The sequence below is a fragment of the Neptunicoccus cionae genome (assembly GCF_014643735.1).
GTDB classification, from domain to species: domain Bacteria; phylum Pseudomonadota; class Alphaproteobacteria; order Rhodobacterales; family Rhodobacteraceae; genus Amylibacter; species Amylibacter cionae.
The window spans coordinates 157963-172823 of sequence record NZ_BMKA01000005.1; the positions used below are offsets into that span (position 1 = coordinate 157963).

Here is a 14861-nt window from a genome sequence, read left to right on the forward strand (position 1 = left end):
TTACGCCTGCCCCAGTTTCATGTCCGGCGAATACTCCTGATCGCTTTCTTTTGTGACAGCCTGCGCACAGCGCATCACGCCGTTTGCGCCGTCAAACGCATAGGACGGTGAACCATGCAGCGACCAGCCCTTGGACAAAGCCTCGGTCACGCGGTGGCAAAATTGCGAGGTGTCATCCTCGGTGATCAGACGGTAAACAATCATGCGTAAGTTCCCAGAAATGGATTGTGGCCCAGTGCGACGTGGATGCCGGTTATGATGGCATAAAGCACCAGCGAGATGACCAACAGGCGGATATCGCCTTTGATCGGGCCGGGTTCAGGCCGCGCCCATGTAGGCTCGGCGCGGTTGATAAGAAGGATTTCGGCCACAGCCCAAAGCGCCATAGAACCGAACAGCACCACAGAGGCATAATCGCCGTTGACCAGTAGGTGTGCAAAAGACCAGACGATCACGCCCAGCAGCATCGGGTGGCGGAACCAGCTGCGCATCCTGCCTTTGGACGATCCCGCCCCCAGCAGCATGACAGCAAACAGCATCAGAAGGTTGTTCAGGTGCCCTATACCTGCCAGCGGCGCGTAGACCGGATCATAAGGTTCGGCGCGGTAGCCAATCACCATCAAGACAATGGAGACAACCAGCAGCAATGCAAAGACGCCTCTCGCCGGTTTCTGGCCCATTGCCCGATCCAACGCGGCACGGGCGCTCGGGGCGACCCGTTTGAAGACATGGACAAGAATCCAGATGGCGATGCCAAGGTAGAGAAGCGTCATGGGGGTATCCCTCAGGTTTCACTGGCTGCGATGGCATCCGCTTTGGCCAACAGCGCGCGTGCGGTTACGATATGCAAATTCTCTACAATCTTGCCATCCAGCACTGCAATGCCTTTTCCGCTTTCTTCTGCTTCTTTGAAGGCCGCCATCTGACGTTTGGCCAGTTCGATTTCGGCCTCCGAGGGGCGATAGGCGGTGTTTGTCGGGGCAAGCTGGTCCGGATGCAGCAGGGATTTTCCGTCAAACCCCATCATGCGGCCGTGATCCAGCTCTACCTGCAAGCCGTCCACATCCTTAAAGGCATTATAAACGCCATCAATGCAGATCAGCCCGTAAGCCCGCGCGGCCAGCAGGCACAGACCGATAGAAGCTTGCAGCGCTGTGCGGGCCGGATCGGTTTGCGCACCCAGATCCTTAATCAGATCGTTAGAGCCGAGCACCATGCCCGCCATGCGCGGCGCCGCCGCAATCTCGCGCGCGTTCAACATGGACAGAGGGGTTTCCATCATAGCCCAGATTTTCGTGTGGGCGCAGTTTTCCGCCCCGTCCAAGATTTCTGCCAGCTTTTCAATGTCAGCTGCACCATAGACTTTGGGCAGCAGGATCGATTCAGGTCCGGCGGGCAGAATCGCGGCCAGATCGTCCATCGCCCATTCTGTTTCAAACCCGTTGATCCGCACCAGCAAAGCGCGGTTGCCGTAATTAAGGTCCCGCAACGCATCGGCCACATGCCCCCGTGCTTCAGCTTTGGCTTCGGGGGCGACGGCATCTTCCAGATCGAAGATAATCCCGTCCGTGGACAGTGTTTGCGCCTTCTCCAGCGCGCGGGTCTTGGACCCCGGTATATAAAGAACAGAACGGTACGGGCGGTTTTCAGCGGTCATCTTAGCAGCTCCGGTCATATGCAAAGTCGGTTTCGGGTTCAGGATCAACCACAGTTTCCCCTGCAACACAATAATGTCGCGCAACAATAATACCGAAATGCGCCATAGTTACGCAGCATTCTTGCGCACCCATCACGCACCCTTTTGAAAGTCCGCGCCGTTAACCAATTTTTTCCGCTTTTAGGGTCAGTCTACTCCCACACCTTCACAGGGGAACGGGTCGGCCGGCTGGCCACCTGAATATGGACCGGAAGCAGCCCTGTGATCACATCAGACCAATTTCGGGTCGTCGGCGCGGATCATCAAGAACAAGGCCGGTTTCGCCTGCCCCGTTGAAAGAACGGAGACTACACATGCAGAAATTCCTTTTCGCACTGTCGCTGGGGTTCCTAGGCGTCATTCTGGCCCATAGCCCCGCCTATTCCCAACAGGCAAGTTGTGCCGAACGCACCCAAGTGGTGGAGCGGCTCCAGTCCAAATACGGCGAAACCCGCAGGTCTGTTGGACTGGCCGCAAATAATGGCGTGGTCGAGGTGTTCGCCAGTGACAACAGCGGCAGTTGGACAATTGTGATCACCCTGCCAAACGGTATGACTTGCCTTGTCGCGGCGGGTGACTCCTATGAAACGCTGGATGACGCTTACACTGACGGTGAAAAAGCCTGACCAGCGTAAATCGCGGCGCGAAACCAGCCTTGTGCCGGATCGCGCCGATCACTGAAAGTGCCGAAATCCGAATCAACTGTATACAACGGCATGCAGGTCGTGGCGGATTCACCCCCGCCCCAGCGCCAGCACACTTTTCAACTTATCCTCTTTAGATCAACAGCTTACTCGATCACGTTAAGGATAACTCAGCCAGACCGAACCAAATGAGCCTTGCTCTGCCTACCCAATGGCGGTAGCACACGGTCGAGTTTCACATCACACGGGAGTTTGAAACATGGCGAGAGCAAAGATTGCATTGATCGGCGCAGGCCAGATCGGTGGCACGTTGGCCCACCTGGCAGCCCTTAAAGAACTGGGCGACGTTGTCCTCTTCGACATTGCCGAAGGCGTTCCACAAGGCAAGGCGCTCGACATCGCCGAAGCCGCACCAGTTGACGGCTACGACGCAACCATGAGCGGCGCGAACGATTATGCAGACATCGCAGGCGCAGATGTATGTATCGTAACCGCAGGTGTAGCCCGCAAACCCGGCATGAGCCGTGACGACCTGCTGGGCATCAACCTGAAAGTGATGAAATCCGTTGGCGAAGGCATTGCGAAACACGCACCGAACGCCTTTGTGATCTGCATCACCAACCCGCTGGATGCGATGGTTTGGGCGCTGCGCGAATTTTCCGGCCTGCCTAAAGAAAAAGTCTGCGGCATGGCAGGTATTCTGGACAGCGCACGCTTCCGTCACTTCCTTGCGGATGAGTTCAAAGTCTCCATCAAAGACGTCACAGCCTTTGTTTTGGGTGGCCACGGCGACACAATGGTACCGCTGACACGCTACTCCACAGTAGCAGGCATCCCTTTGCCAGACATGGTAAAAATGGGCTGGACCACACAGGAGAAACTGGACGCTATCGTACAACGCACCCGTGACGGCGGTGCCGAGATCGTTGGCCTGCTGAAAACAGGTTCTGCCTTCTATGCTCCGGCTGCTTCCGCCATCGAAATGGCCGAAGCTTACCTGAAAGACCAAAAGCGCGTTCTGCCTTGTGCTGCAAACGTTGAAGGCGCTTACGGGCTCGACGGGATGTATGTTGGCGTGCCAACCGTGATCGGCGCTGGTGGCATCGAGAAAGTTATCGAAATCGACATGAATAAAGACGAAAAAGCCATGTTCGACAAATCCGTCGACGCGGTGAAAGGTCTGGTCGAAGCCTGTCAGGGCATCGATTCCTCGCTGGCTTAAGCCGCACGACCTTAAATGCAAAAGCCCCGCGAACCATTCGCGGGGCTTTTTTTGTGTGGCGCGGGCAGAAGCCTCCGGCGGTCATATCGTCAAGGCCGTAATGTATAATAATACTTGGTCGGAGTGCATCAAATACAAAAAGCATCTACAATATTATCTTACTTTTCGCGGTTGAAGAATTGCTTTCGCATTGCAGTCGGTAACTCGTACACGTCGCTTCTCGGACGGCCTACCTCACGCGATGGCGGGAATGGTGTTTAATCGCGTAGTCGGACACCACGGGGCGGAGTAACGTCTTTCGTCGCGACCAGAATGTGCGGCAGCTATTAGCAGAAAGTGAAGTTCGTAATGTTACATGAACGGCTCCTAGCGGTCTGTGGTGTCTAGCGCAGCGAAGGTCCGCTCTTAGGTCAAACAACCCAACATCTCTGCGGTTACCGCACCGTTCCGCCCTTCCCATAAACCGAACGGCTTAATGGAGCTCAATTTGTTTCATAGAAATGAAATTTTTACATAACCGCGTCAGAAACCGAGCTTGGCAAGGGCTGTATTCACGGTATTTCTTGCTGGTCCTTGAGGTAGCGGAAACGCCGATAAAAAATCGCTCAATTTGGCGTCCGGGCGGCGCGCGCGCGCGCGCTGCAAACGTGTGGCCGTCTTTCGTATTCCCGCTGGCCTGATGTGTCATGGCTGCCAGCATATCGATCAGAAAATGCGCGCCCGGTGTGCGGGCTGAAAGATCCGCCCAATAAGCGGCCTCTGCCCACTCATATCGGTTGAACCTGACCCAAGCTTTCATCCCATGCATACCATAGAGAAGCGGATCGAGAGGACTGAGCCGTGTTGCCAGATCTGCACGTCGGTCAATATGATCGACGGCACCGTTCAGGGCCTGAACCAACCCCAGTGAATAATGACCTTGGGCATAGTTCGGATTGAGTGTGACCGCGCGCCTCAGGTAATGTGCAGCCGTATCCAGATCTTGCAGTACCCAATGGCTGCGCCCGAGAACGAAGTTTGAAAAAGGGTCGTCCGGTGCCTGCTCCATCGCTTTCTCTGCTGCGCTCAGGGCATCCCGCGCAGCAGCGGCCCGGTTAGATCCAAAGCCGGTGAACGCGCGCTGGAAAGCTACAAAAGAAAGCCCCGCATGCGCACGTGCAAAATCTGGAGCACGGGCAAGCGCTTCCTCAAAGTACTGCGCCGAAAGCGCGTTATCTTTCTCGGTGAACCGGTAGATATGATTGAGCCCCAAATGAAAAAAACTCCATGCATCAAGGGAGTCGATTTCTTGCCTTAAGGCTAGTGATGCTTGGTGACGCGGCACTTGGAATTCGACGGCTGCCACAACTGAATTTGTAACATCAGCTTTAATCTGGAAAATATCGTCAATCGGGCCGGTGTATCGCTCCGCCCAGATTACTTCTCCCGTGTTTGTAGACGTCAAGATCGGGGAAACGACCAAATTGGATCCAGTGATCTCGACCGCACCGGACAGCACGTAACTTACATCCAGTTGCTCGCTCATTAGTTGGGCGTTTGAAAGACCGAGTAGTTGAAAACTCGACGCGCGAGCGATGACTGTCAGCCATTTTGTCAAGGACAGCGATACGATGAGTTCATGGGCAAGGGCTGGGGCGAACACCCTCGCTTGATCTAGTTCCCCGTAGGCCTCAAAGGGTAGCACCGCTATTGAGGGAGCGACGCCCTCATTGGCGGTTGTCGCTGCAGTCAAGCTGGCATCGGCCCTAGTGGTTACAGGCAGGATGAAGCGAAAGCCGCGCCCACGAACCGTTTGAACTGCGTTCTGCAGCACTCCGCTATCGCCAATTGCAGCGCGGGCAGACCGAACACGGCTTGCGATGGCGGCGTCAGAAATATCTGCGCCGTGCCAGATTGCATCTATGATCTCGTCATGGGTTGTGATGCGTTCGCCATTTTTGACCAACAAGCTAAGAAGCAGATACACCTGTCGTTCAAGGGGAATGACGCGACCGTCCGCATGCCGTAATTCGGCTGCCGGTTGGTCCAGTTGAAAATTCCCGAAACAGTAAATCATGACAACCTATTAGCAGAAATCAGGCCCATCTGCACTATTTCTACAGCCATTCTACAAGCTAGCACCGACTGGGCCAGTTATGGTTATTCAATGAAGCGCTAATTCCCACCCAATGAATGTGAAAGGCAATGCTATGATTTATAATAATATTATCGAAACGATTGGCAAAACACCCGTCGTTCGCATCAACAACTTGGCACCCGATCATGTGGAACTGTACGTCAAAGCTGAATTTTTCAACCCCGCGGCCTCCGTGAAAGACCGGCTCGCCATGAGTATTATCGAGGAGGCGGAGATATCCGGTGCTTTGAAGCCGGGCCAAACTGTCGTTGAGGCGACCAGCGGCAACACGGGGATTGGCCTCGCCATGGTTTGCGCGGCCAAGGGTTATCCGTTGGTCATTGTCATGGCCGACAGCTTCTCGGTTGAGCGGCGGCAGTTGATGCGGTTGCTTGGCGCGAAGGTTGTGTTGACCCCGCGTGCAGACAAAGCAATTGGCATGTACAACAAGGCGATTGAACTGGCGGAGGCAAATGGATGGTTTTTGGCGCGCCAGTTTGAGACCTCTGCCAATGCAAAGGTCCATGAGCAGACGACCGGACCAGAGATCATTGCGGACTTTGCGCACAAAAACCTTACGCATTTCGTCACAGGTTTTGGAACTGGAGGCACCCTAACAGGCACCGCGCGTGTCTTGCGCCGAGAGTCGCCAGACACTCGGATCATCCTTTCGGAACCGGGAAATGCTGGCCTGATTGAAAGCGGTATCGCACAAAAGCGAAGCTCAGATGGGAGCCCTGTATCTGGCCACCCCGCGTGGGAGCCTCATCCGTTCCAGGGCTGGTCTCCTGATTTTATCCCTGCAGTCTTACAAGAGGCATTGGACAACAATTTCTTTGACGAGCTGATGCCTGTCGCTGGTCCGGAAGCCATCGCCATGGCGCTGAAACTTGCAGCACACGAAGGTATCTTAACCGGTATCTCCGGAGGTGGCACCGTTTTGGCCGCGGTGCAAGTTGCCGCCAAATCGCCTCCGGGTTCGATCATTCTTGCGATGTTGCCGGATACCGCTGAGCGTTATCTTTCGACACCCATGTTTGACAGCATAGAGCCTGAAATGACGTCGGAAGAACGTGCGATATCGATGTCGACCCCCAGGTCGCAGATGGCGTCAGGACCTGCACAATGAAGGAAGAAGAAACGCTAGACCCTGCCGATTGGGAGGCGATGCGGGCCACCGCTTATCGCATGGTGGACGAAGCAATCAGCCGCCTCTCAGAAGTTCGCGATGCGCCTGTTTGGCAAGACATGCCCGATCCAGTGCGTGCGTCCTATAAAGAACCAATCCCGCTGAACGGTCAGCCGTTGGACAAGGTTTTCGACGAGATCAAGACCAACCTACTGCCCTATCCTATGGGCAACATCCATCCGAGATTTTGGATGTGGTATATGGGGTCCAGCAATTTCACCGGCGCATTGGGTGACTTTCTCGCCGCAGCTTTGGGGTCAAACCTAGGCGGGGGAAACCATGCAGCGGCCCTGATGGACCGACAAGTGGTAGACTGGCTTAAGACCATGACCGGTTTTCCTGCGGAGGCAAGCGGCACTCTAACCAGCGGTGGCTCTGTCGCCAATCTGATTGGCCTCACCGTTGCGCGGAACGAAGCACTGGGTCAGCAGGAAATTCGGGAACATGGATTGGGGAACGCGAATTTGGCTTTCTATGCATCCGATCAAATTCATGGCTGCCATATGACCGCTATGGAGGTGCTCGGCCTTGGCCGTTCATCACTGCGGCTGCTTCCGTGCAAAGGAGACTACACTTTGGATGTTACCGCGTTGCGCCATCAGATTGCCAATGATCGCGCGAACGGGATCCAGCCAGTTGCAATCATCGCAACCGCTGGGACGATTAACACTGGTGCCATTGACGATTTGCCTGCTCTTGCGGATCTAGCGGAAGAGGAATGTCTTTGGTTGCATGTGGATGGTTGTATTGGTGCGCTCGCGGCGATCGCTCCTAAGAACGGTGGAAAGCTTGTGGGTTTAGAACGGGCTGACTCTGTTGCTCTCGATCCGCACAAATGGCTCCACGCTCCGTTTGAGGTCGGCTGTTGTCTTGTTAAAGACAAAGCGCAACATATCGATACGTTCGCACTCAGCCAAGCGTATCTTGAAAAGGAACCGCGCGGCGTAGCCGCTGCCGATTGGCTCCATGATTTTGGCATTCAGACGTCACGCGGTTTCCGTGCGCTAAAGGTATGGATGAGCCTGAAAGAACATGGCGTTGAAAAATTTGGTCGTTTGATTGATCAAAACATTGCTCAAGCTGAGTTCCTAGCGGACCGTATTCGTGCCGATCCGGACATGGAACTGTTGGCAGAACCCGTGCTAGACATCGTTTGTTTTCGCATCTATCCGCCGGGCCTCTCCGAGGCAGATATTGAAGATTTGAACCGTGAGATTATGCTCCGTCTTCAGGAAGGCGGCTTAGTTGCGTTATCGGATACCCGCGTCGGATCCATCTATGCACTGCGCTGTGCCATCGCAAATCATCGCACTCTCTCAAAGGATATAGACATTCTAGTTGATGAAATTCGCCGCTTGTACCCAAAACTGGCCTTGGACTTGCGCGAGGGCAGCAATCAATAGTTGCTAACATTGAACCTAAGAGCCTTTTGGCAATGGCTGTCGCAAGACTAGCCAGATAAACTTCAATCTAAAGGAATGGGCGCAATGGCATGTTTGGCGAACTTATTTCTGAATCACCGCATTTTCCCATTCCCCGATGAACCTGCGCCTTTTGAGCTTGTCGAGAAATGTCATTAGTGCAGGTTCAAGAGCAATCGTGGCGCGTTCAACATCGCTTTCTTGGGCCCTCAGGGAGGGCAGCAAGAAAACGTCATTGGAGTGATCCGATTGCAATCTAATCAAGTGCTGCACAAATTCTACGGCGATCTCGGGTTGTGGTGCATCTTTTGAAACGAGCGCAGTGCGCATCATCGTGGTCGGAAAGTCAGACGGTAAAATAATCTCGATTTGATCTTCGCTTTCAACGCGAACACTGGCGTAGCTTCCAAGGACATTATACGCGACAGCGATGGTCCCATCGGACAGATCGTCGATCATGTCACCCGAACAACAATAAAGGCGAACATCCAAAGCACCCATGACCTCCATTAAACGCCAAAAGGTTTCAGATGCGCGCGCATCTTGGGTCGCAAATAGGTAACCCAAGCCGGATTGTCGTATATCATAAGTGCCAATGTGACCCTTGAAGACATTCGGTCTTGCGCGCAGAGACTCAATCAATTCCTGACGGGATCGCGGTAATGGATGATCTGCAAAAGCCGCTTTGTTCACTACGATTGCAGCGGGTTCTGAAGTGAAGGCAAACAGGCTTTGTCGCCACTGCGCCCAAGGCGGATGCGCGACGTCACTTAAGCGTAACGCCAACCCGTCATTTGCTGTTTTAAGCTGTAAATCCATTGCACTGGAAATGAGCAGATCATATTTATCGGGGTCTGCCCTGAATATCTGATCGATGTCAGCCGTTCCGTTCACCAGATATTCGACGGAAACTTCTGGGTTCTTGCTCAGGAAATCTTCGACAATCGGGGCAAATAGTGAAGTGTCGGTGCTGGAAATAATTCGGAGCGTTCGCTCCGCACCTTCATTCTCGAACAAACGGCGATCTTCCCAGTCTTGGGCAAGTACAAGCTGCGGAAGTATCCAAATCGTTAAAGCAACAATGATGCGCATGCGCCGCCCTCCGCTTGGTTTGAAAGACGCAACGTCCCATTGTGCGCCACTGCGACATCCATCGCGATAGTCAGACCAAGGCCTGACCCAATCGTTCCTTCGGCGTTCATGCCACGCTTGAACCGCATGGCCAACGTATCAAGTTCGCCCTTTGGGAACCCTTTACCACTGTCACAAACGCGGATTTCCACGTTTGGCGTGCAGGTTACATGAATGTCCACGACGCTTTCACTAGGCGAGTATTTCAACGCATTGTCGAGCAGGTTTCGCACTGCATTTTGAAGTAGGATCGCATCACCTTTGTAAGGAACTTGCGCGTCACTGTGCAAGCGAAGGGTGAGGTCTTTCATTTCTGCAATCGGCTTCAAACGCTCGACCAAGTCGTGAATTAAAGCTGAAAGATCGACGTCTTGCTGTTCAAGATGATCGGCGCGAAAGGTGATCATCGCGTGATCCAGTAGTTGCCCAGCGGCGCGCGAACTTTCATCTATCGCCCGCACCATTGAACGCATCGCTTGCCTATTTTCTTCCTTATCCACCCTTTGCAACGTCGCTTCTGCATAAGAACGCACCGTCGCAAGCGGCGTTCGGACACGGTGCGCAGCCTCTGCGATAAAGTCTTCGGATTGCTTTAGGGTGTGATCAAGTCGCGCCATCAAAGAGTTCAACGACGTTACAAGTGGCAACATTTCTGACGGGACTGGCTTGTGAAATGGGCTTAAGTCTTGGGGACCACGACGCGTCACCGAATTGGTAAGGCGGTTCAACTGTCCAATCGTGCTTGATGTCGCCCAGAACGATAACAGCGTTGCCAACAGAAAGAAGCTTGCTCCAAAAATCGCCGCATTTCGCGAGATTTGACGCAAAGTTCCCGCCAGCGCGTCTTGTGTTTGAGCCAATGCCACGCGAATTTGCGTGCGTTTGTCTTTGCCAATCAACGTGCGGCTGGCCGTGACAACACGAACTTGGGTTCCTTGATAGTCGACAGTATTGAAAACAGTTTCGCGCGCTGCGACGCCTGCGATGGCCAGCGTCTCATATCCAGACAAAAACGCATCATCCTGATAGATTGCATAGAAAATTTGATCGTCAAAAGCAGTGCTGAGCATCGAAAAAGCCGCATAGGGAAGGTCGACTTCGACAACATCGCCCTGAATTGCTGCGGCATCCAAGATCGACGTGATCGAAGCAGAAAGAATGCTGTCTTGGCCCTGCTGCGCGACCTGTGTTGCGTAGTTGCGGATCGCGAAAAACAGTAAATACGCAAGGATTGCAGCGCCCCCTACAAGGATCAAAACCAGTCGGTTTCTAAGGGAGCCAGACGTGGCCATATTAGCGGACATGATCGAGCCTATATCCAAGTCCGCGCAGCGTAGTGATCTTCAAACTTGAATTCTCAAGGTGCTTTCTGAGCCGGCCGATATAGACCTCAATCGCGTTTTCGGACACATCATCGTCATAAGAGAACAAACGATCCGAAAGTTTTTGCTTAGAAAAAACCTGCCCTGGCGAATTGATCAAAAGTTCAAAAAGACGCAATTCGCGGTTTCGCAGATTGACGCTTTCACCATTCACCGAAAGAAGTCCAGCAAGCGGGTCGAAAACGATGCCACCCAACTCGATAACGGTTTTGGTTTTGCCGGCTTTGCGGCGAAGAACCGCGCGGCATCGTGCTTCAAGTTCGGCGTGGTCAAAGGGCTTTGTTAGGTAGTCATCCGCTCCTAGGTCGAGCGATCCGATTCGATCAGACACCTGAGAACGCGCGGTCAAAACGATCACGGGCGTGTCGTGATCGCTGGCACGGTGTGCTTTCAGAAAGCTTCGCCCATCCCCATCAGGCAGCATGATATCAAGAAGGATCAGATCGTATTCACCGACTTCAACAAAAGCTCTCGCATCAGCTAAATTTTCTGCATGCTCAATGACATGACCATCCAGACGCATCCGCGAAGATATGGCGTCAGCAAGTTCTTTATTATCTTCAACGAGAAGGAATTTCATGTGCGATCAAGGTTTCTCAAGAGAATGTCAGGTCAGTGTCAGGTTCTTGTGGTTGTATGCACGTAACTGAGCCGCAGTGCGGGCAGTTGTCAATTGGGAGGAAAATCATGACGACTTTTAATCTGGGCCGCAGAGCCCTTATCGCCGCAGCGGTTGCCGCGGTTGGATTTACATCAAGAGTGCAAGCGGATGACCATCAGGTTGTGGACAGCATCCACTTCTTGATTCCAGGTGGCCCCGGAGGCGGCTGGGACGGCACAGCGCGCGGCACGGGCGAAGCACTGACCGGTGCGGGCCTTGTTGGCAGCGCATCTTATGAGAACATGTCTGGCGGCGGCGGTGGCAAAGCCATCGGTTTCTTGATCGAAAACGCGAATAGCAACCAAGGCACGTTGATGGTCAACTCGACCCCTATTGTGATCCGTTCCCTTACAGGTGTATTCCCGCAAAGCTTCCGTGACTTGACGCTTGTTGCAGGCACAATCGGTGACTACGCAGCGATAGTTGTGAACAAGGACAGCCCAGTGAATTCGATGGCAGACCTGATCGCGGCCTACGACGCGGATCCATCTGGTACTGCAATCGGCGGCGGCTCTGTTCCCGGCGGTATGGATCACCTTGTCGCCGCTATGGCAATGGAAGCAGCGGGCAAAGACGCGCTTGACGTGAAATACATTCCATATGACGCAGGTGGCAAGGCAATGGCGGCCCTTCTGTCAGGTGAAATTGCAGCGCTTTCAACAGGTTTCTCTGAGGCGGTTGATCTTGCGAATGCAGGCGAAGTGAAGATCATCGGTGTGACATCTGACCAACGCGTTCCAGCGGCAGCAGACGCGATGACAATGAAAGAACAAGGCATCGACATGAGCTTTGTGAACTGGCGTGGCTTCTTTGGCGCACCGGGTCTGTCAGCGGAAAAGACTGCGGCCTATCAGGATGCAATCGCCAAGATGTACGAAACACCTGAGTGGGAAGCTGTTCGTGCCCGCAACGGTTGGGTCAACATCCACAACCCGGGCGATGACTTTAAAGCGTTCCTAGAGAACCAAGAAAAAGTTATCGGCGATCTGATGAAGAAATTGGGCTTCCTCTAAAAGAAGTCCATTCGGGTAGAGCTGGAAACGGCTCCGCCCATTTTATTTACAGGGGAAAGATTATGGCTCTGGATCGCTGGATCGCACTTATTTTTTTAGGCATATGTCTGGTCTACGGATACACGGCTTGGTTCACGATGGATGCAAATCTCGCGCCCTTCATGAGACGCAACCCGATCTGGCCAAGTACGTTCCCTAAAGCGCTATCGGTTCTCGCTATCGGTGCAAGCCTCGTGATTTTATTCGGAATCGAGAAGTCTGAGCCAAAAGAAGCCGAGATCGACTATCGCCGTTTGCACGAATATAAACTTGGCCAAGCAATTGTGCTTCTTTGCTTGATGGTCGCCTACGCGATCTGTCTGCGCCCTGTCGGGTTCATCATTTCCACAACATCATTTCTATTCTTTGGCGCATTCATTCTGGGCGAACGAAAGTGGCTTTTAATGGCGTCCATCGCAATCATTACCACCATGATCGTTTGGTATCTGGTGCAACAGGTACTGGGCATCTACATGCGTCCATTGCCTGGTTTTCTAGGGGGTTAATATGCTAGAAGGACTTCTCATCGGCCTGCAAACGGCAATGTCATTCCAAAACCTCGCAATGGTCATTGCTGGTTGCCTGATTGGTACGTTCATCGGCATGCTTCCGGGCCTCGGCCCCATGTCCATCATCGCAATCATGATCCCTGTTGCGATCTCCTTGGGAGATCCGTCTGCCGCACTTATCTTGCTAGCAGGCGTGTACTACGGTGCCATCTTTGGTGGCTCCACATCGTCAATCTTGCTAAACGCGCCCGGCGTCGCAGGCACAGTCGCATCCAGTTTTGATGGCTATCCGATGGCCAAACAAGGCAAGGCTGGCAAAGCACTTACCATCGCCGCGATCTCGAGTTTCGCTGGAGGCACTATCGGCGCGATCTTGTTGATGATCTTTGCGCCTATGCTATCGTCTGTCGCCTTGTTGTTCCACTCAGCTGAGTATTTCGCATTGATGGTCGTCGGTCTCTCAGCAATTGCAGCCTTCGCGGGGACAGGCCAAGTCGCCAAAGCAATTTTGATGACAGTGTTCGGATTGATCATGGCGACGGTCGGCGAAGGCACCTTGTTCAGTCTCCCGCGCTTCACAGGCGGGATCATGGATCTGCAAACGGGGTTTGGCTTCATAACACTCGCAATGGCAATGTTCGCGCTGCCTGAGGCTCTCTTCTTGGTGCTGAAGCCTAAAGCAGCAGACAGTGCCGGCGCTGATATCAAAGATCTGCGCATCACTGGCAAAGAGTCACGGGCCATAGCGCCCGTTATTGGTCGCCAATCACTCCAAGGTTTTTTTATCGGCGTTTTGCCCGGTGCCGGCGCGACGATCGCCAGCTTTCTAGGCTACGCTGTCGAGCGCAACCTTGCCAGCAAAAAAGAGCAAGCCGAGTTCGGGAATGGTTCGATTAAAGGTCTCGCTGCTCCTGAAACTGCAAACAACGCGGCCTGCACGGGATCATTCGTGCCATTGCTGACTTTGGGTATCCCCGGATCTGGCACCACGGCGATCCTCTTGGGCGCGCTCATTGCGCTCAATGTCTCACCCGGCCCTCGTTTGATGATTGATGAGCCGCAAATTTTCTGGGCGGTAATCATGTCCATGTTTATCGGCAATTTGGTTCTGCTTATCCTCAACCTGCCACTCATCCCCTACATCGCCAAAATTTTGGCAATCCCACGCAATTTCCTTATCCCATTCATTTTGTTCTTTACGTTGATGGGTGCGTACATTGGACAGAACAATGCAACAGAATTGCTAATTCTCGTTGGGTTCGGCGTCTGTGCAACCGCTTTGAAGTTCGCGGACTATCCGTTGGCTCCACTGTTAATCGGATTTATTTTAGGTGGAATGCTGGAAGATAACCTCTCGCGTTCAATGCAGCTATTCGACGGCATTTCATTCATCTGGGAACGCCCAATGACACTCGGGTTGCTGATCATCGCTGCGATCTTGATCGTCCTACCTAGCTTCAGAGCACGTCGCGCACGATTACGCGCGGAGGGTGTCGCAGATGGCGACTAATAATATTTCTATGTTAGCAGATAATTGAAACCGATCATTGGCATGTTCACGACCACAAACGGCTTTGTTTCTTAGGCTATTATTCACTTTAAGAATTTCGCTGGGCCATGAGCAAAGGACTGCTTTTCTGGTGGCGGCGCGGCATGCGAAACTGCGCTCCTGCCGCAATTATTATGTTTTGAGCGCACGCCGCACAAAAAACGAATTCACACTTCGGGCTTATTTTGTTGAAAAAGTCGCCGTGATCTGAGGGGTTGGCCGCCTCGCGGCGTTCGTCGCGGGCTTATCGTTCCGCCCGTTGTACTGGGCGGCTGGTTGGGCTGTCGTT

At 53.4% G+C, this 14861-nt stretch carries 14 protein-coding genes; 7 read left to right on the top strand and 7 right to left on the bottom strand.

Annotated features, from left to right (window positions below):
• The 3 genes from IEX10_RS16330 to IEX10_RS16340 are packed head-to-tail and all read right to left on the bottom strand — an operon-like array spanning position 1 to position 1657.
• A complete protein-coding gene (locus IEX10_RS16330; protein WP_101654712.1) occupies positions 1 to 204 on the bottom strand; it encodes a DUF1737 domain-containing protein in 204 nt (67 codons plus the stop codon).
• On the bottom strand, positions 201 to 773 hold the full coding sequence (locus tag IEX10_RS16335) for an NnrU family protein (protein WP_188677816.1): 573 nt from the start codon (positions 771 to 773) through the stop codon (positions 201 to 203). The genes IEX10_RS16330 and IEX10_RS16335 overlap by 4 nt, the downstream gene beginning before the upstream one ends.
• Positions 774 to 784: 11 nt before the next feature.
• The gene (locus tag IEX10_RS16340; protein ID WP_188677867.1) at positions 785 to 1657 is read right to left on the bottom strand and encodes an HpcH/HpaI aldolase/citrate lyase family protein; all 873 of its coding nucleotides are present in this window, start codon (positions 1655 to 1657) and stop codon (positions 785 to 787) included.
• A gap of 353 nt (positions 1658 to 2010) precedes the next feature.
• Here IEX10_RS16340 and IEX10_RS16345 point away from each other — a divergent pair, with 353 nt between their 5' ends.
• Together IEX10_RS16345 and mdh are read left to right on the top strand one after the other, a co-directional pair.
• A complete protein-coding gene (locus tag IEX10_RS16345; protein ID WP_188677818.1) occupies positions 2011 to 2322 on the top strand; it encodes a hypothetical protein in 312 nt (103 codons plus the stop codon).
• Between the two features lie 277 nt (positions 2323 to 2599).
• Positions 2600 to 3562 carry a malate dehydrogenase gene (mdh, locus tag IEX10_RS16350; RefSeq protein ID WP_188677821.1) on the top strand — a complete coding sequence of 321 codons (963 nt, stop codon included), beginning with the start codon at positions 2600 to 2602 and terminating at the stop codon, positions 3560 to 3562.
• A gap of 472 nt (positions 3563 to 4034) precedes the next feature.
• Here the strand turns inward: mdh and IEX10_RS16355 are convergent, their stop codons facing one another.
• Positions 4035 to 5618, bottom strand: a complete 1584-nt coding sequence (locus IEX10_RS16355) for a winged helix-turn-helix domain-containing protein (RefSeq protein WP_188677824.1) — start codon at positions 5616 to 5618, stop codon at positions 4035 to 4037.
• 133 nt (positions 5619 to 5751) lie between these two features.
• Between IEX10_RS16355 and IEX10_RS16360 the strand changes: the two genes are divergently transcribed.
• Together IEX10_RS16360 and IEX10_RS16365 are read left to right on the top strand one after the other, a co-directional pair.
• Positions 5752 to 6807, top strand: a complete 1056-nt coding sequence (locus IEX10_RS16360; RefSeq protein WP_229678600.1) for a PLP-dependent cysteine synthase family protein — start codon at positions 5752 to 5754, stop codon at positions 6805 to 6807.
• Positions 6804 to 8270, top strand: a complete 1467-nt coding sequence (locus IEX10_RS16365; RefSeq protein WP_188677830.1) for a pyridoxal phosphate-dependent decarboxylase family protein — start codon at positions 6804 to 6806, stop codon at positions 8268 to 8270. Before IEX10_RS16360 ends, IEX10_RS16365 begins: the two co-directional genes overlap by 4 nt.
• Positions 8271 to 8372: 102 nt before the next feature.
• On the opposite strand, the gene IEX10_RS16370 is transcribed toward IEX10_RS16365, so the two are convergent.
• The 3 genes from IEX10_RS16370 to IEX10_RS16380 are packed head-to-tail and all read right to left on the bottom strand — an operon-like array spanning position 8373 to position 11381.
• The gene (locus IEX10_RS16370; protein WP_188677833.1) at positions 8373 to 9380 is read right to left on the bottom strand and encodes an ABC transporter substrate-binding protein; all 1008 of its coding nucleotides are present in this window, start codon (positions 9378 to 9380) and stop codon (positions 8373 to 8375) included.
• Positions 9359 to 10723 (bottom strand): sensor histidine kinase, encoded by a 1365-nt coding sequence (locus IEX10_RS16375; RefSeq protein ID WP_188677837.1) that lies wholly within the window; start codon positions 10721 to 10723, stop codon positions 9359 to 9361. Before IEX10_RS16375 ends, IEX10_RS16370 begins: the two co-directional genes overlap by 22 nt.
• Complete coding sequence (locus tag IEX10_RS16380; RefSeq protein ID WP_188677839.1) at positions 10713 to 11381, bottom strand: response regulator transcription factor; 669 nt, start codon at positions 11379 to 11381, stop codon at positions 10713 to 10715. Before IEX10_RS16380 ends, IEX10_RS16375 begins: the two co-directional genes overlap by 11 nt.
• A 107-nt stretch (positions 11382 to 11488) precedes the next feature.
• On the opposite strand from IEX10_RS16380, the gene IEX10_RS16385 reads away from it, so the two are divergent.
• The 3 genes from IEX10_RS16385 to IEX10_RS16395 all read left to right on the top strand — a co-directional run bounded on the left by IEX10_RS16385 (position 11489) and on the right by IEX10_RS16395 (position 14533).
• Positions 11489 to 12475, top strand: a complete 987-nt coding sequence (locus tag IEX10_RS16385) for a tripartite tricarboxylate transporter substrate binding protein (protein ID WP_188677842.1) — start codon at positions 11489 to 11491, stop codon at positions 12473 to 12475.
• Between the two features lie 62 nt (positions 12476 to 12537).
• Entirely contained in the window at positions 12538 to 13020 is a 483-nt protein-coding gene (locus tag IEX10_RS16390; protein ID WP_188677844.1) for a tripartite tricarboxylate transporter TctB family protein, read from the top strand.
• A 1-nt stretch (position 13021) separates the two neighbouring features.
• Entirely contained in the window at positions 13022 to 14533 is a 1512-nt protein-coding gene (locus tag IEX10_RS16395; protein WP_188677847.1) for a tripartite tricarboxylate transporter permease, read from the top strand.
• Positions 14534 to 14861 lie beyond the last annotated feature (328 nt).